This window comes from Neptunomonas japonica JAMM 1380 (genome assembly GCF_016592555.1).
In the GTDB taxonomy this organism is placed as follows: domain Bacteria; phylum Pseudomonadota; class Gammaproteobacteria; order Pseudomonadales; family Balneatricaceae; genus Neptunomonas; species Neptunomonas japonica_A.
The window spans coordinates 3,223,459-3,242,019 of sequence record NZ_AP014546.1 but is presented as its reverse complement, the minus strand read 5'-3'; the positions used below and the strand labels follow the sequence as shown (position 1 = coordinate 3,242,019).

The 18,561-nt window shown below is 43.9% G+C and carries 22 protein-coding genes and 1 riboswitch; of the genes, 16 read left to right on the top strand and 6 right to left on the bottom strand.

Annotated features, from left to right (window positions below):
* Positions 1-5: 5 nt before the first annotated feature.
* Entirely contained in the window at positions 6-1,208 is a 1,203-nt protein-coding gene (locus tag NEJAP_RS15210; RefSeq protein WP_201348034.1) for a DEAD/DEAH box helicase, read from the bottom strand.
* 198 nt (positions 1,209-1,406) lie between these two features.
* Between NEJAP_RS15210 and NEJAP_RS15205 the strand changes: the two genes are divergently transcribed.
* From NEJAP_RS15205 to NEJAP_RS15195, 3 genes are all read left to right on the top strand, one after another.
* A complete protein-coding gene (locus NEJAP_RS15205) occupies positions 1,407-2,573 on the top strand; it encodes an FAD-dependent monooxygenase (RefSeq protein ID WP_201348033.1) in 1,167 nt (388 codons plus the stop codon).
* A 24-nt stretch (positions 2,574-2,597) separates the two neighbouring features.
* Positions 2,598-2,948 carry a DUF1330 domain-containing protein gene (locus NEJAP_RS15200; RefSeq protein ID WP_236590954.1) on the top strand — a complete coding sequence of 117 codons (351 nt, stop codon included), beginning with the start codon at positions 2,598-2,600 and terminating at the stop codon, positions 2,946-2,948.
* Positions 2,949-3,037: 89 nt separating this feature from the next.
* A complete protein-coding gene (locus NEJAP_RS15195; RefSeq protein ID WP_201348032.1) occupies positions 3,038-3,673 on the top strand; it encodes a LysE family translocator in 636 nt (211 codons plus the stop codon).
* Positions 3,674-3,713: 40 nt separating this feature from the next.
* On the opposite strand, the gene NEJAP_RS15190 is transcribed toward NEJAP_RS15195, so the two are convergent.
* Positions 3,714-3,971 (bottom strand): response regulator, encoded by a 258-nt coding sequence (locus tag NEJAP_RS15190; protein WP_201348031.1) that lies wholly within the window; start codon positions 3,969-3,971, stop codon positions 3,714-3,716.
* Between the two features lie 372 nt (positions 3,972-4,343).
* Here NEJAP_RS15190 and NEJAP_RS19460 point away from each other — a divergent pair, with 372 nt between their 5' ends.
* From NEJAP_RS19460 to NEJAP_RS15165, 6 genes are all read left to right on the top strand, one after another.
* Positions 4,344-4,478 carry a hypothetical protein gene (locus NEJAP_RS19460; RefSeq protein WP_268927813.1) on the top strand — a complete coding sequence of 45 codons (135 nt, stop codon included), beginning with the start codon at positions 4,344-4,346 and terminating at the stop codon, positions 4,476-4,478.
* A 121-nt stretch (positions 4,479-4,599) separates the two neighbouring features.
* Positions 4,600-5,064: an AraC family transcriptional regulator gene (locus NEJAP_RS15185; RefSeq protein WP_201348030.1), complete on the top strand. Its 465-nt coding sequence runs from the start codon at positions 4,600-4,602 to the stop codon at positions 5,062-5,064.
* A gap of 114 nt (positions 5,065-5,178) precedes the next feature.
* A complete protein-coding gene (locus NEJAP_RS15180) occupies positions 5,179-5,397 on the top strand; it encodes a DUF6500 family protein (RefSeq protein ID WP_201348029.1) in 219 nt (72 codons plus the stop codon).
* 48 nt (positions 5,398-5,445) lie between these two features.
* Complete coding sequence (locus NEJAP_RS15175; RefSeq protein ID WP_201348028.1) at positions 5,446-6,447, top strand: alpha/beta hydrolase family protein; 1,002 nt, start codon at positions 5,446-5,448, stop codon at positions 6,445-6,447.
* Positions 6,448-6,619: 172 nt separating this feature from the next.
* On the top strand, positions 6,620-7,120 hold the full coding sequence (locus NEJAP_RS15170) for a GNAT family N-acetyltransferase (RefSeq protein WP_201348027.1): 501 nt from the start codon (positions 6,620-6,622) through the stop codon (positions 7,118-7,120).
* A 91-nt stretch (positions 7,121-7,211) separates the two neighbouring features.
* On the top strand, positions 7,212-8,207 hold the full coding sequence (locus NEJAP_RS15165) for a hypothetical protein (RefSeq protein ID WP_201348026.1): 996 nt from the start codon (positions 7,212-7,214) through the stop codon (positions 8,205-8,207).
* 49 nt (positions 8,208-8,256) lie between these two features.
* Here the strand turns inward: NEJAP_RS15165 and NEJAP_RS15160 are convergent, their stop codons facing one another.
* On the bottom strand, positions 8,257-8,553 hold the full coding sequence (locus NEJAP_RS15160; RefSeq protein ID WP_236590953.1) for a DUF3144 domain-containing protein: 297 nt from the start codon (positions 8,551-8,553) through the stop codon (positions 8,257-8,259).
* Positions 8,554-8,937: 384 nt separating this feature from the next.
* Between NEJAP_RS15160 and NEJAP_RS15155 the strand changes: the two genes are divergently transcribed.
* The 6 genes from NEJAP_RS15155 (at position 8,938) to NEJAP_RS15130 (ending at position 15,903) form a co-directional block, all read left to right on the top strand.
* Entirely contained in the window at positions 8,938-9,615 is a 678-nt protein-coding gene (locus NEJAP_RS15155; RefSeq protein WP_201348025.1) for an AzlC family ABC transporter permease, read from the top strand.
* Positions 9,608-9,937, top strand: coding sequence for an AzlD domain-containing protein (locus NEJAP_RS15150; RefSeq protein ID WP_201348024.1), 330 nt, complete (start codon positions 9,608-9,610; stop codon positions 9,935-9,937). The genes NEJAP_RS15155 and NEJAP_RS15150 overlap by 8 nt, the downstream gene beginning before the upstream one ends.
* A 57-nt stretch (positions 9,938-9,994) precedes the next feature.
* The gene (locus tag NEJAP_RS15145) at positions 9,995-10,300 is read left to right on the top strand and encodes an NIPSNAP family protein (protein WP_201348023.1); all 306 of its coding nucleotides are present in this window, start codon (positions 9,995-9,997) and stop codon (positions 10,298-10,300) included.
* 159 nt (positions 10,301-10,459) lie between these two features.
* Positions 10,460-10,593: riboswitch (cobalamin riboswitch) on the top strand.
* 97 nt (positions 10,594-10,690) lie between these two features.
* Complete coding sequence (locus NEJAP_RS15140) at positions 10,691-15,124, top strand: cobaltochelatase subunit CobN (protein WP_201348022.1); 4,434 nt, start codon at positions 10,691-10,693, stop codon at positions 15,122-15,124.
* 4 nt (positions 15,125-15,128) lie between these two features.
* Entirely contained in the window at positions 15,129-15,584 is a 456-nt protein-coding gene (locus tag NEJAP_RS15135; RefSeq protein ID WP_201348021.1) for a MotA/TolQ/ExbB proton channel family protein, read from the top strand.
* Positions 15,571-15,903, top strand: a complete 333-nt coding sequence (locus tag NEJAP_RS15130; RefSeq protein WP_201348020.1) for a DUF2149 domain-containing protein — start codon at positions 15,571-15,573, stop codon at positions 15,901-15,903. Before NEJAP_RS15135 ends, NEJAP_RS15130 begins: the two co-directional genes overlap by 14 nt.
* A gap of 216 nt (positions 15,904-16,119) precedes the next feature.
* Here NEJAP_RS15130 and NEJAP_RS15125 read toward each other — a convergent pair whose 3' ends face one another.
* From NEJAP_RS15125 to NEJAP_RS15115, 3 genes are all read right to left on the bottom strand, one after another.
* Positions 16,120-16,410, bottom strand: a complete 291-nt coding sequence (locus tag NEJAP_RS15125; protein ID WP_201348019.1) for a hypothetical protein — start codon at positions 16,408-16,410, stop codon at positions 16,120-16,122.
* Between the two features lie 111 nt (positions 16,411-16,521).
* The gene (locus tag NEJAP_RS15120) at positions 16,522-17,001 is read right to left on the bottom strand and encodes a redoxin family protein (protein ID WP_201348018.1); all 480 of its coding nucleotides are present in this window, start codon (positions 16,999-17,001) and stop codon (positions 16,522-16,524) included.
* Between the two features lie 61 nt (positions 17,002-17,062).
* Positions 17,063-17,836 carry a hypothetical protein gene (locus tag NEJAP_RS15115; RefSeq protein WP_201348017.1) on the bottom strand — a complete coding sequence of 258 codons (774 nt, stop codon included), beginning with the start codon at positions 17,834-17,836 and terminating at the stop codon, positions 17,063-17,065.
* A gap of 95 nt (positions 17,837-17,931) precedes the next feature.
* Here NEJAP_RS15115 and NEJAP_RS15110 point away from each other — a divergent pair, with 95 nt between their 5' ends.
* Positions 17,932-18,495: a MarR family winged helix-turn-helix transcriptional regulator gene (locus NEJAP_RS15110; protein ID WP_201348016.1), complete on the top strand. Its 564-nt coding sequence runs from the start codon at positions 17,932-17,934 to the stop codon at positions 18,493-18,495.
* The last annotated feature ends 66 nt before the right edge of the window (positions 18,496-18,561 follow it).

The following is an 18,561-nucleotide window of genomic DNA, read 5'->3' as shown; positions in this document are numbered from 1 at the left end:
GCTAATTAGTTGGGTGCTTTGCTTTTACGTACATAATTCAAAATTGAAACGGGAACCACTTTTCTAACCGGAAACCCTTCAATTTCTTTTCGCTCAATGATGTGATTTAAACGGCTCTCAATGGCGCATAGGTTTTTAAAATCGCCCATGGCGACAAACGAAATAGCTTCGCCCGTAGCGCCAGCACGGCCAGTGCGACCAATGCGGTGGATGTATTCTTCTGGTTTAAAGGGGAGGTCGTAATTAACAACACGACTAAGCTCACCAATATCTAAACCGCGGGCGGCAACACCTGTCGCGACTAAATACTTTAGTTCGCCTGATGTAAAGTCGGCCAAAATCTTTTCACGCATGGCTTGGCTTTTATCACCATGAATGGCATCGGCTTCGATGCCGCGTTTTGCCAGCTGTGCGACCAATTTGGCAGCGCCGTGTTTTTTCTCGATAAAAATGAGCGCCTGATCCCATTGTTGATCATTAATTAAATGACTTAACAATGCGGACTTTGTGTCTTTGTCTACCGTGATCAACCACTGGTTTATATTGGGTGCTGTTGTAGCTTTGGGTGACGTCGAGATTTCGACAGCGGGGTTACTTATTTTGCTATCAGAAAAATCATAGGCGATGGCGCGAACATCGTCAGTCATTGTGGCTGAAAACAATAGGTTCTGGCGGGCGTTGGGTAAGCGATCAATGATTTTATAGATATCATCAACAAAGCCCATATCTACCATTCTATCGGCTTCATCTAATACCAGCACCTCAAGTTCATCAAAGTGCAGCGCACGCTGATGAGCCAAATCAAGCAATCTACCTGGCGTAGCGACTAAAATATCAACGCCTTCGATTAAACGCTGCTTTTGTGCTTCCGAATCAACACCACCATAAACAGCCAAAGAGCTAAGATTTAGATGCTTACTGTACTGCGCAACACTAGCTGCAACCTGAACTGCTAATTCGCGTGTAGGGGTAAGAATAAGTGCGCGTATGCGTTTACCCCGTAATGTGCGCTCTTTGTTAAATGCCTCTAATATTGGCAGAACAAACGCGGCGGTTTTACCTGTACCGGTTTGCGCTGTCGCGATGAGATCTTTTCCAGAAAGAATAATAGGAATGGCTTGTTTCTGAATCGGAGTAGGGGCTGTATAACCCAGTTCTTCAATCGCTTGTACAATAGATTTACACAATCCAAGGTTTGAAAATGGCATAGAGGCTCGGGTAGGTCGTCATAAGGAAAGTAGGGTGCAGTATAACAGTAAGGGTTTAGCTTGCGGTACGTTGATTATTGCTAAATGTCTGGGGCTGCAAGGCACCAATAGACCAGCGGCCTACTCAAAAGGCAAACGCTATGATATGAATGTTTCTGTAATGCTAATGCGGCATCAGCTCAAGGCAAGGAGTCACGTTTGGAAATTGCTATTTTAGGTGGTGGTATTGGCGGTTTAAGTACTGCTATTGCACTGAAACAAGAAGGTTTCGATGTAGATGTTTATGAGCGCCATAGCTGCCCAACAGAAATAGGCGCGGGTATTGTTTGCTGGCCTAACGCTTCTTTTGTTTTAGAGCAGCTCGGTGTTTTAGATAAAGTTGCTAGAGTCTCTGGCGCGCTAAGTTATATGAATCGTTTTTCTAGTAGCGGTGAGTCTATAGGCTCGTTAGACATCAATGAGTTAAGCCGCTTAATGAGGTACCCGAGTTACTCCATTATACGCAAAGACTTGATGGACATACTGACACAACGTGCGCTCGATTTAAGCATCCATGTCCACTACCAGCATAATGTTAGTTGGTTATCGAATGATGATGGAAAAACCAGCGTTCAATTTAGTAATGGTACTCGTATTGCTCCCGATATAATTATCGGCGCTGATGGCCGGATGAACTCCATTGCCAGAAAATATGTCAATGAGGATAACGCGCCTATCTATCAAGGGTTTATTAATTGGATAGGTGTATTTGAAAGCCAATCTGATATTTTTACAGAGCTTTCTGTTTCTGATTATTGGGGTGTTGGGGAGCGCTTTGGCATTGTGCCTGTTTCAAAAACAAAGGCGTATTGGGCTGGTGGCGTTGCTTCAAAGAGTATCGATAGGATAAGCCCTGACGCTTATAAGTCTGAACTTAATACAGTGTTTAGTGGTTGGCCTACAATTATCGGCAAAGTGATTAATGGCACTCCTTTAGCTAGCATCAATAAAATTTATGTTCATGACCATGACCCTATAAAAAACTGGCATAAAAGTAATGTGGTTTTACTAGGCGATGCTGCCCACTCTCCTTTGCCTACTTCTGGCCAAGGAGCCTGCCAAGCGTTAGAGGATGCTTGGCATCTTGTAAAGTGCATTAAAGAAAGTAGAGATGATATACCTAAAGCTTTTACGTTATTTACAGAACGGAGGCTGCCTAAAACATCAGGTATTACAATGGGCGGACGCCAACTAGCATCATCAATATTTAATGAAAATGAAGCGTTTTGTCAGCAAAGAAACCTAGCGAGTAAAAATACAGATTATAAAGCGACGGTTGTTGGTATGGCTAAAGGTTGGGCCAGTGGGTTACCTATCAGTGCTTAATAAGCAGTAATACGGGCGTTAAGAGTGACACAACTCACGGCAGAGGTGAATATGGCTGGATATGTTATACATCATTACAAGATCACAGATCGCAGTAAAATTGATGAGCTCACGCAATTATCGATACCTATCAATGAGAAGTATGGAGCCAAAGTCATAGTTGGCAGCCCTACTAAAGCCCTTGAGGGTGAGATGTCCACTCATATGGTCATATTAGAGTTTGAAAGCTTTGAAGCGGCAGAAACCTTTTATTATTCTCCTGAAAATCAAGAGCTCACTAAGCTTAGGCGTAGTATTACAGAAGGCTGGACAACAATAATTCCGGGGGATTCTGAAACCCAAAAAATTGTAGATTCCGGGTACTTCTCTAAATGACCATAATACGTAAACCGGCTTGAGTAGTTGTTTACGGATGCTAATAATCACCTGCAGTATGCGGCGATAGCTTTCTTTGTGAGGGGTTTATGAATATCGATACTCTATTAATCTATGTTGTTGTTTCATTTTTTTATGTGATTAGCCCTGGCCCTGCTATTTTACTGGCTATCTATAATGGTGCAATGAATGGGCATAAAGTAGTGATGGTTTCTGCTTTGGGGAACATTATCGGCTTAATGTTCTTATCAACGTTATCGATTAGTGGCCTAAGCGCTGTGTTGTTGGCATCTTCAACGCTGTTTGCAGTAGTGAAAATTATAGGTGCTTCTTATCTGATTTATTTGGGTATACGCCAGCTCTTTTCAAGTAATAAAACGTCACCAAACAAGAGTCAAAAAATATCTGATACAGATCGTACTCTACTCTCTTATTTTAAAGAGGGGCTATTCGTTGCGGCAACCAATCCAAAACCTATACTTTTCTTTGCTGCACTATTCCCGCAATTTTTAGATACGTCTAATCCAATTATTCCGCAGTTCATGCTGATGACGTTTATCTTTATGGCGTTTTCTTTTTTATCACTGTCAACTTATGGGTATGTAGCACAACGGGCAAAAGGCTTTCTATCAAATGTAAATAATGTGAAGTGGTTCCATCGTATAAGTGGTGGTTTGTTTGTTGGAATGGGAACAAGTATTTTCTTTATTAAGGCTGAAAGATAAGGCGTTTGTTAAATAGAAAGTTAGTACAGTGTATTGACGGTTATAAATCTGATGAGAGCTCATAGCTACTATTAATGTTATCTAAAGCCTCAATAAGCTTATCAAAATCTAGTGGTTTTAATAAGATACTGCGTACATTGCCTGCTTTAGCAATTCTTTGTATCTTTTCTTTTTCTGCTTGCCCTGTAATCACTAAGCACGCCTGTTCAGGGTACTTTTGGCTAATATAGGTCACTACTTGGTCTCCAGATAGCAATGGCATTTTTACATCAGTGACAAAGGCATAGCAGTCACCCACATCCAACTCGGCTAAGGCATCTTTTATAGAACTAAAAAAACGGGCTCATACGGCGAAGACTCTAATCTAAAGCGGCGCTTAAGGCTGTTTAACATCATCTCTTCATCATCAAGAATAATTACTTTATGCATCCCCATTCCTTGGCTGTAAGTCCTAAGCTGCCTTTTTAAGGCATGCTTAAACGTCTAAAAACCCAATATCGCTATCTGCATTGTATTCAAGCTACAAGCATTCAACAAACTTCTACTTATCCTATACGAGCTCTGTTTTTTTATTCAAGCCTTACCCTATTGCAGAGATTTAAAAGGGTTGCTTGAGAAAAAGCTCATTGGTAAATCTACTCTCACCTTTTAAGTAATGGAATTAACCATCATGGATTTTCCTGAAATCGCCTTCAATTTTCAAAAAGCCGGTAATATAGGTATTGAGTCGATTAGCCTTGAAAATCTGTATGCTCGAGCGCAAGTGGTCGAGCCCAGTCCGGTCACACCTCATCGTGATCTTTAAAGTAAGTGATTTATGCTCTACATAAGGAGATGAGTAACAGTAAGAGCATGGAGGCTTCTTTGTCTATCGACACTAATAAGCCTTTTAATTTGGCGTTAGATTTCAGTTGAGCTCATAAAATATGGACGTTGAAATAGTAAATTTCCCGGAAACTAAAATTGCAGTTATTGAGCATCGTGGGCCAGCTCAGTTTGAACATGAATCGGTGAAAAATCTCGTGGCGTGGCGTATTGAAAATAAACTGCCACCTTCCGACATTCATCGCAGTTATGGTATCCATTATAATGATCCTCAAAAAGTTGCGCCTCCAGAGTATCGAGTAGATCTGTGTGTTTCTGTAGAGCAAGAGATCTCCATTAATGAGGCTGGAGTGTTAAATAAAGTTATTCCCGCTCTTCGTTGTGCGAAAGTACGTCATTACGGTTCTCGCTCGAATGTTACGACCGCTCGATACCTATATGAGCAGTGGCTTCCTACTAGCGGTGAGCAACTCGCAGAATTTCCAATATTCTTTCATTATGTCAATGTTGGGCCTCAAACTCAGGAGCAGGAGATGATCACTGATGTCTACCTGCCAATCCTTTAGGTGTGATAACGCTGTACGGGTATAAATGCTGCCTATAAATACCGTTTTTATCGTTTGTAATTGCAGCCTTATAAAATATTGATTGTTATTTTTACTCTGTATAAAAGGAATCAGATGCGTAATTTATTAAGAGAAAAAGTCATCAAAGTATGTACTAAGAAGATAGAACAAAAAGGTGATAACGTTGGAGTTTCTTTCTATGCGTTCTTTGCTAATAAAAACGATACTCCCGAGTTACTGATAGAAGCCGCTACTTGGTGGATACAAACACATGAGCTTGACCACTTTGAAAAAGCTAAAAAAATTATCGAAATGATTGAGTCAGGCAAATAGTGTGATTTTTCTGATTCTTTAACAATATCTTATGGTGAGGGATTACCTGTGTTTAGACTCGTGTACGTGTTTATTGCCTTTATTTTATTGAGTGCTTTGCCTGTATTGGCCAGCGATGAGTTTTCGGTGGGCTTTCGTAAAATAGAAGTAACTTCTAACGAAACCAATACTCGCTTCCCTGTGGCGGTTGTTTATCCCACTCATATTCCAGCCGAACCCGTAAATTTTGGGCCGTTTAGGATGGAGCTCTCTATCGGGAGCATTATTGCAGAAGGTACTTTTCCGTTGGTTATTATTTCCCATGGTTCTAGTGGCTCTAACCTTGGCCACCGAAGCATTGCTTTTGCGCTGGTTAAGCAAGGGTTTATCGTCGCGATGCCACTGCACCCTGAGGATAATTATAAAAACAACTCTGCGCAGGGTAGTGTTAACAACTGGAAAAATCGGCCGCAGCATATTAGATCAGCCATTGATTCATTATTGTTGAACCCTGCATTAGCACCGAGTATTGATGTTGATAAAGTCGCTGTTATAGGCCATTCAGCGGGTGGCTATACTGCGCTAGCCGTAGCGGGAGGTGTTGCCGATACGAGGCATATTATTGAGTTGTGTGAAAGTAGCCCCCAAGTGAGTGCGCCTTTTTGTGGTTTAGTGAAAGGCCAGCAGCTAATGTCAGTAAAGATTGAAAACCAGCGTGATAAGCGCGTTAAAGCCTTGGTGTTAATGGCGCCTGTGGGAATACTGTTCAAGTCAAAAGAGGCTTTAGCAGCGGTTAGCATTCCAACGTTGCTTTTAAGAGCAGAGAAGGATAGCGAATTGATTGAGCCTTATCAGTCAGATGTGATAGCTCAAAACTTTAAAAATAAAGAAAAACTGAGTTATCAAACAATCGAAAATGCTGGACACTTTTCGTTCATAACCCCGTTTCCTGATGCTATTAAAAGTGAAATTGGTATTGTGGCACAAGATCCAGAGGGGGTTGATCGCAAGGCGTTTCATGAGGCTCTAGGCAAACAGATTGCTAGCTACCTTGATAGCGTACTCCATTGAAAAATATAATAAAAAACTTACAATGCTCCCTCGTGCCTCGGCGCTAGTCATTTACGGGTTTTAAGCATTTGTATAATAAGGCCCGGTTATATCAAGCATGTTGTGTACGAGGTCGTTTTTTTCGGTTGTACCATCATGCATTTTAAGTATGGGTTAGGAGTATTATTAGCGTATGTCTGGGTTAATTATTCGCTCTGCAAGAGAAGAAGATCTTGATAGATGTTTTGAAATAGAGTCTGTGTCTTATGCTGGTGATGAGGCTGCTACAAAAGAAAAAATACTAAAGCGAATTAAAATATATCCTCAGGGTTTTATTGTTTTAGAGAACCAAGAAGAGATCATTGGCTTTATCAACTCTGGAGCCACTCATAAAGTGGTGTTGTCCGATGAAGAGTTTAAAGAGTTAGTGGGTCATGACCCAAGCGGCGAGCATATTGTCATTATGTCTGTTGTCGTTCACCCCAAATACCAAGGCAAAGGCATGGCTGATAAGCTAATGAGTAGCTTCATTGGTACTATGAGAGAACTCTCCAAAACTGAAATATATTTAATTTGCCAAACCGAGTTAATTGAGATGTATGCGAAGCATGGTTTTGTTCACCTCGGCGAATCAGATTCTGACCACGGTGGGCTGAGCTGGCATGAGATGTCACTCTCACTAAAAAACGCATAACTCAGTGCCTGCATGCCTAGGGAACGCTATCCGTTCCCTTTTTGAGCTATAATAGAAAGCTCAGTTCTAAGATTTATATGTAGTAATCTTAATGTTAACTAAAAAATCAATCACTCGCCTTGTGCTTATCTGCTTTGTCGCTTTCCTGAGTTTACTCGGTTACAGAACGTGGCTGCTTAATAGCACTAAATTCATTAGTTTTGATAAGCAGCTAGAAGAGATATCAGGGATTGAGTTTGATAAAAAACAGCAGCTTTGGGCCATTAATGATGGGGGTGACTCACCCAGACTTTACCAGTTAGATGGTGTTGGCAAAATTGAGCGCAGTATCCAAATAGAAAATGCTAAAAACTGGGACTGGGAAGACATGACCCAAGACGATTTTGGGCACTTCTTTATTGGTGACTTTGGCAATAATGATAATGATCGTGAATGGTTGACCATCTACAAAATTGAAAACCCTACGGATATCAAATCTACTAGCACCCGTGCGGAAATCATAAAGTTCACTAACCCAGAATTTAAGGTAGGGTTAGATGAGAAAGTGCGTAAGAATGCACATTATGATGTGGAAGCGTTTATCTACTATAAGCGCAGTCTTTATCTTTTCACTAAAAACCGTTCTAGCCCGTTTGATGGTAAAACGCGGCTTTATCGAATAGGTGATTATGCGGCAAATTTTACCGCGCAATACATCAATGAATTTTCGACATGCGCTACCATTAAAGAACTATGCTGGGTTACATCGGCAGCGCTAAGCCCCGATAGAAGTAAATTAGTGCTGCTTGATTCAGAGCGCTTATGGTTGTTTGAGAACTGGCAGGGAGATGATTTTTTCTCTGGGGACGTGTACCAAATTGATCTTGGTATCGTGACTCAAAAAGAGGCTGTTGCCTTTTATACGGACAATATTATTGTTTTTGCCGATGAAGTATTTAGCGGAATTGGTGGTAATGGTTATGTCATTAGATTAGACAAAGTTAAGAAAAAATTGATTCAGAAATCTGGAAAACTGATTAATGCTCCGGCTGCAAAAACGACGTTACCAATAGAACAAAACGAGCTAAAAACGTCGTCACAAAAGTAGGTGAAGATCTGACGTCCTGCCAGACCTTTACATAAGATTTGAGCCGCTATTAGTGGCTTTCTGCCTTATTTTTAAGTGACTTAAAATGTTCGATATGCTGGTCTAAATTTTCTTCCAGCATTTCAGAGTACTGATTTGTGAACCATGATAAAGCATCATTGCGTTCTGCCGCTAAATCCTTCGATTTATACGCAGTTTCATGAGCACTAAAACGTGCTGCTGCATAGCGTAATGCAGCCCCTACATCTTCCAAGTCCTTATTGTCTGATGTCACTAGGCGGTTGGCTACATCAATAAATTCATCGGCCATTTTAAACAAGTTTGCAGCAGCTTCTTTATCAATCATTCTGTGACTACCTAACTAAGTTGGGTTGTTATTAAGAGGCAAAACAACCTCCTACTTATTTTTGGTGTACTTTACAGTGGGTATTAGGGCGGTGCAATTGTGCTTGAAAGTTCGAGTACCGTGTTAGAGATGAGCAACTTCTTTTTGGATGGCGGCAATATCATCATGCAAGGCTTTTGCTTTTGGAGTTAGGCTCATCATATCTGACTCTTTTACGCAAAAGTGTTTTGCCTAGAAAAATAATCTAAGGCGCTGTTAAGTTATTGAGTGCGCTAGTGAGTCAGCGTAATCTTCCCCAATGTTGTTTAACTTTTTAAAGGGTAATAGTTAGTTATGCAGGTGCGGGATTGTCGATCACAATTTTGGCAAGGGGTAAGAGATCTGATGCCGTTGGTGTCAGGCGTGTTGCCGTTTGGTTTAATTGTGGGTGCTAACGGTGTGGCTTTGGATATGAGCCCCGAGTTAATCATGGGAATGACAGTGTTGTTTTTTGCTGGATCAGCACAGTTAGCCGCGATGCAGCTTATTCAAGAAAATGCAGCATTTGTGGTCATTGTCTTAACCACAGTCGTGATTAATTTACGTTTTGCCATTTATAGTGCGACATTTGCGCCGCTATTTTATCCGCTAAAGAAACGCTTCCGGTTACCCTTTGCGTATCTCTTATGCGATCAGGCCTATGGCTTGTGTATCACACCTGATCAGCAACAACGTACGGATGCAGAACGTATTAGTTATTACTTAGGCACTGCGGTGGCATTGTGGGTTAGTTGGGTGTTGTCGGTAATACTCGGTATTGCAGTGGGAGCCAGTATCCCGCCGCAATGGATGCTTGGTTTTACTATTCCGTTGGCGTTTTTGGCGATGCTAATGTCGACGATTACTAATCGTTTGTTGTTAATTGTTGCTGTGGTTTCAGGGCTAGCCGCTATATTTTTACAGGGACTTCCTTATAACTTAGGCTTTATTTTGGCGATTGTTGCTGGGGTTGTTGCGGGATTGATATTACCGCGTATCGCTGGTCGTTCTTTTAATTCAGTGATGGGGCGCCCACATGAATGAGTGGAGTTTGTGGGGACTGTTTTTTATATGTGGCCTAGCTACCTTCTTAATACGCCTTTCTTTTATTCAGCTACATGGCAAGCTAGGGCCACTACTTGCCCGCTGTCAGCCGGTACTCTTATTGTTACCTCCAGCGATTTTAGCCGCTTTATGTATTCCTCCGATTGTTTTTAGTAAACAAGTTGATGGCTTACAAGTGGAGTTGGCGCAAATTCTTGCGGGCTGTGTGGCTGTTGTTTTGGCTAGCTATTTTAAAAGTTTGCTTTGGCCTATTTTGGGCGGTATGACTTTTTTATGGGGCTATCGCTGGTTAATCGGTTAAAACGAAAATAGAAACCACTGATAGTGAAGTGCTTAATACCTAAATAAGGAGATTTAAATGGTAACCTGTTATTTACGCTATGTGGTTGACCCGTACAAGCTTGTTGAGTTCGAAAAATACGCAAAAATGTGGATCCCTTTGGTTAATAAGTTTGGCGGCGTTCACAATGGATATTTTCTGCCGTCAGAGGGGGCAAACAATATAGCGCTGGCATTATTTACGTTTCCAAGCTTGGCCGAATATGAGCAATATCGTATTGATTCGTTCAATGACCCTGAATGTCTTGCCGCTTTTGATTATGCGAAAAGTACTCGATGCATTTTGAGCTTTGAGCGTAGTTTCTTTAAGCCAGTATTTGAGTGATAAGAGGCAGAATCTATACACTTCATAGAAAAGAAGCCTACCAGAATATCCCCTCAGCGCTCTTTGGGGCGCCGATCACCTCCCTTGTTTGAACTCTGACCGGGCATTCATCAGGATTGCCCTAATTGACTTAATTTTACATGACCTGTACAAACACCCGCGTTACTGAGCTGTTGATTCAATCGACGCTCTCATGGAACCCGGTGTGAATCCGGGGCTGTTCCCGCAACTGTAATTGCTTAGTTCTTTGCTAATGCAAAAGCCAGATACATGAATCAGTAATCTTAAACTATGCACCGGGCGGGAAAACGCGGTATGACATGTTCTGATAAGTATTATCAGTGGCATACGTTCGTCTCCTTTTACGCCATCACCTGGAGATTAACATTTATGCGTTTGTTAATACTGACGCTTCTACTTCTCATGCAGACAACAACTCACGTTGTTTGGGCTGCTGAGCCTACGCAAAACAAACAAGACTATTTACTGGTGTTGGTTTCCCAGCGCAATGCCGAGACGGTTGCGGAGGCCGCTCGCCAGTTTATCCAGCGTTATCCTCAACTGGTTATCAAAGCGCGTACAGATGCTCAATTGCGCCAGTTGCCTGAACAGCAAACCGCCGATTTGATTAACAACAGCCTCGCCATATTAGCGATGGGCCTCTATGGTCCCAGTGTCGCTGAATTACAGCCACTATTACGCCAGGTACAAAAACCATTACTCGTGCTCAATAGTGATCACCGTCTAGTAAAGCTTAGCCAACTCGAACACAGATCTGTGTTTGATAATGACCAACAGTTACGTGAGATAAGCAAAGCCCATCCTGATAATGACTTTGATGGTTGGTTGAATCAGCAGTTACAGCAGTACCCAAATCAAGCCCAGTGGATTAGAGCACGTAGTTACTGGCAGGCAGGGGGTAGTGAAAACACTAGCCTACTTTTTAGCTGGGTTTATCACCGTCTGGGCGCCGCGACTCACATTGAAACTCCCTCTCCCGTTCCTCGGTTAAGGTGGTTATATAAAGGGCAACTCAGTACTGAAATGCCTGCTGTAAGCGTTAAACCACTGCTGGTGGTTATTGACCATGCGGGGGGCGGGCGTCCTGCTGATGCCGCGATGTTGCGCGGTTTGTGTGAGCAGGCACGAGAGCGAAACGGTAGCGACTGTTTGACTGCTCTAGCTTACTGGGGAGAGGCCGGTGTTGATGCTGTAGAGCAGCTAAAGCCTTACAGTAAGCAGCTAAGCGCTATTGTTATGCTACAAGACTTTGTTATTGGTGGAGGTGAGGGGCGCGGAGCCGTTACTGAGGTTCTTAAGCAGCTAAATGTGCCGGTGATTAAAGCCATTAAACTGCGAGACCGTACCGCGCTGGAGCGCCACTTATCTTCGGATGGACTCGCGCAAGAGAAGGTTTACTATCAGGTAGCAATGCCCGAATTACAGGGGGCCAGCCAACCTTTGGTTATCGCAACCGCTGGAGATAACATCGATGATCCAATCTCCGGTATCCGAGTGCAGGCAATTGCTCCATTGGCAGAGGGTATTGATACTCTATTAGCGCGTGCCAAGCGTTGGCAAGCCTTGCAAACTAAGGCTAACAACGATAAGCGTATCGCTATTATTTATTACAACCATCCTCCTGGACGCCACAATATTGGTGCGGATAACCTCGATGTTCCCGCGTCGCTCTGGCAGATTCTGCAGCAACTTAAGGCTGATGGATACGACACAGGCGAGTTACCGGCATCCCAGAAAATATTGCTGGATATGATGCAGGAGCGCGGAGTTAATCTTCCTCGGGATGTTCATGCACTCAAAACGATGAGCCAGAAAATCACTAAAGTGATGGCAAAAGATTATCAGCAGTGGTTTAAGCAACTTCCCGCGAGCGTGCAGCGAGAGATGGAGTTTGGTCCCTTTGGCTTACTGCACGAGCAGCTTGAAGCCGCAATAAAAGCGGGCAAGCCCGAACTTGCTGAAAACGCATTGCAACATACCATGGAAGAGATGTATCACCTGCTGGAGGGCGTTGATCATAAGGCGCGTCAACGCGCATTAATCTTACTGGGGCAATTAAAGTCCTGTTATCAGCAAAGCCTTAGTCCTGCCAAAGCGCTCAATAGTTCGAATAATTCCAGTGATAACAAACTCTGTATGGATGATGCGCTATCTATCATTAAAGCCTTGCAACAAACAGGTATTGAAGGCCTGGGTGGCTGGGGTAAAGCACCGGGCAATGTAATGACTTATCAAAACCAGCTGCTGTTACCGGGCCTGACGTTTGGCAAAATTTTTATTGGGCCGCAACCACCGCGTGGTTGGGAGATTAACGAAGAGTTACTGCACGCTAATTTGGCATTTCCACCGCCTCATCAGTATTTGGCTTTTTATCAGTATCTACGTGACAGCTTTAAAGCGGATGCATTGGTACATCTGGGCCGCCACTCCACGTATGAGTTCTTGCCGCGTCGCTCGGTTGGGGTCGCAGAAGATGATTATTCGCGTATTGTTGCCGCTGATATTCCCGGTATTTATCCTTATATTGTCGATGGTGTAGGTGAAGGTATTCAAGCGAAACGGCGCGGGTTGGCGGTGATGGTCGATCATCTAACACCACCACTTAAGAGCACGCCCTTGTATGATGAGTTACTGCAATTGCGCCAACTTATCGAGAGTTTTGAAACCAGCCACGGCAGTGGTAATCAAGCGATTTCCAACCGGCTGGTGCAGCAAATTCGTGACAAGGTGGAGCAGTTAGAACTTAAAGATGAGTTGGCCGAGTCAATGTCTGCCGAGTTGTCGATTATGGGAATCAGTTTCGATGAAGTAGACGACGATATGTTAGTGCATGAGGTAGGCCACTACCTGACTAGCTTGCAAGAAAAGTTCATGCCACTAGGGTTACATATCTACGGCAAAGACTGGACTGACCAAGCCGTTGATATGATGTTGAGCTCGATGGCGTCCAACGATGAAGAGCAGAAACTGGAGTGGCAGAAAAAACTACAGCTATCACCTGCGGCAGAGACGCAGTCGCTACTCAATGGCCTAAGTGGAGGGTTTATTACACCAGGGCAGGGTAATGATCCGATTAGAAGCCCGAACAGTTTACCAACCGGGCGAAATTTCTATGCGCTGGATAGCAGTCTTATTCCTAGTCGAGTTGCCTGGCAGCTAGGAAAACAGATGGCCGAAGATGCACGTAGCCGTAACCTGCAAAGTAATCAGCAAAATCCAGATAAAAGTGAAGCATTGGTACTGTGGGCATCTGATGTAGTACGAGATGAGGGAGTGATGATCGCTTTTGGGCTGGATATGCTGGGTATTGAGCCGGTGTGGAACAGCCGTGGCTTGGTAAAAGGGCTGAAGCCTCAAGTACTTGATAATGGGCGTGTTAGGCGCGATACCGTCTTCACTACGTCGGGCTTGTTTCGTGACCTTTATGGCCAGCAAATGATGTTGCTGAATCGTGCCACCCTGATGGCGCTGGATACCAGTGCAGATACGATTATTAAAGACTACCCAGCGCTCACATTGGCTCTGCAGCAGGCATTATCCCCATTGGGGAAACTCGCCGTTGGCGGTAATGAAAGTTTACAACAAAACCAAGTAGCTAAGCACTGGGTTAAGCAGGCGCAAGCCTTACTTCTGCAAGGGAGATCTGCTGAGCAGGCCGGTGTTATAGCCAGTTTTCGTGTGTTTGGTGATGCTCCCGGCAGCTATGGCGCCGGTATTAATCGCCTTGTTGAGCGTTCGGGGGCGTGGGAGCAGCGTTCTGAATTAGCGGATGTATATTTGCGACGCCTTGGACATAGCTATGGTGCCGAGGGCTTTGGTAAGCCCGCAGCACAAGCATTTCGAACGGCATTATCTGATGTAGAAAATACCTATTTTGGTCGTTCCAGTAACCTCTATGGGCTCATTGATAATAATGATGCCTTCGATTACTTTGGTGGGTTGAGCTTATCAATTGAGACCCTTACCGGCCAAACGCCCAATAATTTTGTATTGGATCACTCCAACCCAGAACAGATCCGTACTCAACCTTTAAGCGTGGCGTTGCGACAAGAATTGAGAGGCCGTTTTCTTAACCCAGAGTGGCTGCAAGGCCTGATGCAACACGATTATGCAGGCGCTCGCACGATGGGGAGTGAGTTTCTTGAATATCTGTGGGGCTGGCAGGTGACTAATCCAAGCTTAGTTGGTGACTGGGCATGGGAAGAGGTTAAAGCTGTTTATATGGATGACCGCTACGATTTGCAACTCGATGAGTTTCTGGAGAAGGGCCATAACGTGCATGTGAAAAGCAATATGCTGGCCGTGATGTTGGTGGCTGTGCATAAAGAGTTTTGGCAGGCAGATAAGCAAACGATCGCTGAGCTAGCGGCTAAGTTTGCTGAGTTAGTGACCAAGAATGGCTTGCCTGGAAGTGGCCATACTGACCCGGATCACCCAATGCTCCCTTGGTTAGAGCAACACCTAAGTGCTGAAGCTTGGCAAGCTTTGGAGCAGACGATCAAGGTTGCCAAGGGTGAGCCTGAAGAGCAAGCTAAAAAAGCAGTGGAGATCTATCGCCTGACAGAGATACAGCCGCTGCAAGAACAGTCTGTTCAGACATCAAAACAGCAAAGCAAATCTTCCGAGCCACAAGGTAAGCCGGATAGTGGTCAAAAAGCGGCTACAACAAAAGAGGCTGAGCAGCAGTCGGTTGCAGACGAGTCTTATTGGCAATGGCTGGCGCTAGCGTTGTTATTAACGATTATCAGCGCAGGTTTTTATCGCGGTATTCGTCATGCTAAACATCACGTAAAAGGAGCTTAGTTATATGGTTCACGGTATTGTTCTTGGTGCTTTGCATCAGTTTGTTGATCTATTGTTATATCCAGTACTCGCCGCTTTAGCGTTGGCCGTTATGATGACGTTATGGGAGTTGGGGCTAATGATAGCGGAGCGCTTTATCACCTTGTCTCTTTACGCTAAAGGCTGTGATCAGCGTTTTGGCCATTATGCTAATCGTCGGCTTGAGCGCACTGACCTATTGGCTCGTGGTGGCCCTATCCTCGGTTTGATGGGAACATTGATTCCTTTGGGGCCGGGCCTCACAGCACTAAGTGCAGGAGATATCGATATCCTAGCAACGGCACTGACCGTTGCTTTTGATACGACAGTGGTGGGGCTATTAGTAGGGCTGTTCGCTTATTGCATTAGCCGGATTCGACGGCGCTGGTATGAGCATACTTGGGCTCAACTAACTCAGAGCAGTCATCATGAAGCAGCCTGAGAACAAAAAGCCGTTACCTTGGCAAAGTGGTCGCTTTAGTGAAGGTGATAATGACCCGCTAACAGGTTTCGCTAATATTATGGATGTTATGTTGGTGTTTGCTCTTGGGCTGATGCTGGCACTGGTCTCGCAAAGCAAAGAGATGCGCCAGCATTTTAAGCTAGACGGTAAAACGGAAGTCACTGAAGGGCGTGAACTGGTTGAGGCGCCCGATGCGATTGAGGAGATGATTAACGGAAAGGCAAATGGTATGGAGTCACTAGGGCAGGTTTACCGTGATCCCAAGACAGGGAAACTTATTCTTGTGGGAGGCCAGTAACACAAACGCCGTTTATCTTATTAACTCTAGGGGCCGTTTAGTTCACAACAAAAAAAGCCGCTAAACCATAAGAGAGTTAGCGGCTAAAAGTCTGTAGATGACGAGAGTATAAAAAGTGTTGGACCTGAGTTTTGAACCTGTAAATCTGAACCTATAACTATTCCTAACAATATTGGTTAGAGCTTAATGAGGAAGGCTTAGCCTCCCTCAGAGTCATTAAAGCTGTGCTTCTGTTGATCCAGCCGGCGCAGTTAAGGCTGCAAATACAAGGGTGTTGCCATAAGTGCTGGCAATGTCCTGGCTATCGTTATCTAGCTGTGCTTCTGTTGATGCGCCTAAATTAGACAGAGGGCTATCAATGGATGCAAAACCTTGTGCTGAAGCAACATGACCAGCGGCTAGGTTAGCTTCAACCGAGTGTTCAGAAAAATCACTTAGGCCAGCAGCAAATGCCTGCGAAGCGAAAAGAGCAGAAGAAAGAAGAGTAGCCGTAAGTAGAGTTTTCATAATGTTATTTCCTTTAGTTGGTTCAGCGTGTTTCGCTGTGATGGTGCTACTTTAAAACCCGTAACTGAAACCAAACTGAAATAGGAAAAACTATTTAAATATACATAATATTTACTCTTCACAGATGATCTGGCCAATAAAGTTTCCTACCTGCATATCGCTTAAACGGCCAAAGTGGTTGAGTCTTATTTGCCCCTGTTGATCGATGACAATAAGCGTAGGCGTGCCTTGCATATAATAAGCGGCCATCGTTTTTGGAATAGCCCCTGTGTTTGACGGGGCATCTACCGCTATGGGAAATGTGAGCTGATACTCAGATGCAAAAACCTCGAGTGCTTCTACCGTCATTATGTCATGGTGTTCAAAAACAGTATGTAAGCCAATGAGTTGCACATCATCATGTGAATAAAGCTCGTGTATAGCGCTAGCTTGCGGAATGCCATGCACGACACACGCCGGGCATAGCATTTGAAAAGCATGAATGACGACAACTTTTCCTCTTAAGTTGGATAAGCAGAGTGGCGTTTCTGTGTTAAGCCAGGTCAGGATTTCTAACTCAGGTGCTTGCCCGTAGGTAATAACATTTTGCATGCTGTTTCTCCTTTTTTTATTGCCTCGAAGAAAGAAACATCCTTGTCGCTAGGGTTGCTGTTTATTGGTTTGTTTTGCCTGGAAGACTTAAATCGCCTGAGGCAATATCGATGACATTAACTACACATAACAGGGGAGCGTGCACACTTTGGTTAACACGTAAGCCTGCAGTGACGCCATCAAATGAGGTCTTATCAAAGACCGTAATGTCATCAAAGGCGACGTTAACTTCTACAATATCACCATTAAATACAGGATCCCAACCGGGGCTATCTAATAGGATAGGCAGTCCTGGCCAGGTTTTAGGTAATTTTGGTGTAGTGCCTTCGGGGATATCAACAACGCCGAGTGCTCCTTTACCACACTGCTCATTGGGTTGCAGAACCACCCAGTGGCTGTGCCAAATATTGCCATCATTACCTGGATTATTGTCTGCGTTTTCATCATAGAGTGGCGTATCGTCAAAATCAGGGTGTGCGGTTACCGCCAGCGCCAAAATACCTGCGTTACTTTCAAACCCTACGCTAGCGCTATCAAGGCTGGTGGGCCATACGTATGAGTAAACCGAGCTCCCCGCTAACTTCCCACTCGCACTGGGTTTACTGGTACCTGCTTGTGAAGCGACTGACATATGAAAGGTGGCGATACTATTTTTTGTAGTCACTTTGGTGTGAACAATGTCAAAGGTAGGCTCAATATTTTGAGATGTGCTTAGCTTTGAATGTATGCCACTGGTGTGTGAACCCTCGGCAAAGCTTGCTGAGCTAGTGAGTAGAGCTGTTGCCAATGTAGCTGTTGTTAGTACGGGGTGGGTGAGTAAATGCTGAACCTTCATGATTAATATCCTTTTTGGTATTGACTCGAAACAATATTATAATGCGGTGGTTTTCTTTGCTTGTCAATAATGTATTGATTCGATACTATTTGCTTATGAATAAATTGATTAATCAACAATTACTGGAAAGGTTGGCGAGTTTACTGCGAAGTGAAAGCAGGGGAATGCTCCTAGAGCACGGTTTGCAGCCCGTACAGTTTGAAGCATTACAATATATCGCCAACTGTAACCGCTATTCAGATACGCCGATGGCAGTGACTGAATTCTTGGGGCAAACCAAAGGTACGGTATCGCAAACACTTAAAGTGCTTGAGAAAAAAGCATTGATAGAAAAGCTCACAGATGAAAAAGATAAACGTGTAACGCACCTGAAAATAACTGAAGTGGGGAGAGCGATAACACAACAGATGTTGCCTTCTCCTATCTTGAAAACAGCCAGTGATCTTATGAGTACTGATGAGGTTGCCATGATCAACTCATCCTTACAGACCTTGCTGTATCAGCTACAGAACGCTAATGATTTTAAACCTTTCGGCCAATGCGCCAGCTGTGTCCATAATACTAATCAAGCGTCTGGTGAGTACTTGTGCGGCCTAACTCAAGAACTGCTTACGCCAAATGATGTCCAGCTGATTTGTCGTGAGCATCAATATTCTTAAGTGATAAAGCTTTAAGAAAGCTCAGTCTAGATTGCAGTTAGTCATAGTTATCCAAGGAGGGATGAT

What these genes read in the sequence shown, in the direction of transcription:
- NEJAP_RS15210 (WP_201348034.1), bottom strand. Translation starts at nt 1,208, where the DNA reads ATGCCATTTTCAAACCTTGGATTGTGTAAATCTATTGTACAAGCGATT.
- NEJAP_RS15195 (WP_201348032.1), top strand. Translation starts at nt 3,038, where the DNA reads ATGAATATCGATACTCTATTAATCTATGTTGTTGTTTCATTTTTTTAT.
- NEJAP_RS19460 (WP_268927813.1), top strand. Translation starts at nt 4,344, where the DNA reads ATGGATTTTCCTGAAATCGCCTTCAATTTTCAAAAAGCCGGTAATATA.
- NEJAP_RS15185 (WP_201348030.1), top strand. Translation starts at nt 4,600, where the DNA reads ATGGACGTTGAAATAGTAAATTTCCCGGAAACTAAAATTGCAGTTATT.
- NEJAP_RS15180 (WP_201348029.1), top strand. Translation starts at nt 5,179, where the DNA reads ATGCGTAATTTATTAAGAGAAAAAGTCATCAAAGTATGTACTAAGAAG.
- NEJAP_RS15170 (WP_201348027.1), top strand. Translation starts at nt 6,620, where the DNA reads ATGTCTGGGTTAATTATTCGCTCTGCAAGAGAAGAAGATCTTGATAGA.
- NEJAP_RS15165 (WP_201348026.1), top strand. Translation starts at nt 7,212, where the DNA reads ATGTTAACTAAAAAATCAATCACTCGCCTTGTGCTTATCTGCTTTGTC.
- NEJAP_RS15160 (WP_236590953.1), bottom strand. Translation starts at nt 8,553, where the DNA reads ATGATTGATAAAGAAGCTGCTGCAAACTTGTTTAAAATGGCCGATGAA.
- NEJAP_RS15155 (WP_201348025.1), top strand. Translation starts at nt 8,938, where the DNA reads ATGCCGTTGGTGTCAGGCGTGTTGCCGTTTGGTTTAATTGTGGGTGCT.
- NEJAP_RS15150 (WP_201348024.1), top strand. Translation starts at nt 9,608, where the DNA reads ATGAATGAGTGGAGTTTGTGGGGACTGTTTTTTATATGTGGCCTAGCT.
- NEJAP_RS15145 (WP_201348023.1), top strand. Translation starts at nt 9,995, where the DNA reads ATGGTAACCTGTTATTTACGCTATGTGGTTGACCCGTACAAGCTTGTT.
- NEJAP_RS15140 (WP_201348022.1), top strand. Translation starts at nt 10,691, where the DNA reads ATGCGTTTGTTAATACTGACGCTTCTACTTCTCATGCAGACAACAACT.
- NEJAP_RS15135 (WP_201348021.1), top strand. Translation starts at nt 15,129, where the DNA reads ATGGTTCACGGTATTGTTCTTGGTGCTTTGCATCAGTTTGTTGATCTA.
- NEJAP_RS15130 (WP_201348020.1), top strand. Translation starts at nt 15,571, where the DNA reads ATGAAGCAGCCTGAGAACAAAAAGCCGTTACCTTGGCAAAGTGGTCGC.
- NEJAP_RS15125 (WP_201348019.1), bottom strand. Translation starts at nt 16,410, where the DNA reads ATGAAAACTCTACTTACGGCTACTCTTCTTTCTTCTGCTCTTTTCGCT.
- NEJAP_RS15120 (WP_201348018.1), bottom strand. Translation starts at nt 17,001, where the DNA reads ATGCAAAATGTTATTACCTACGGGCAAGCACCTGAGTTAGAAATCCTG.
- NEJAP_RS15115 (WP_201348017.1), bottom strand. Translation starts at nt 17,836, where the DNA reads ATGAAGGTTCAGCATTTACTCACCCACCCCGTACTAACAACAGCTACA.
- NEJAP_RS15110 (WP_201348016.1), top strand. Translation starts at nt 17,932, where the DNA reads ATGAATAAATTGATTAATCAACAATTACTGGAAAGGTTGGCGAGTTTA.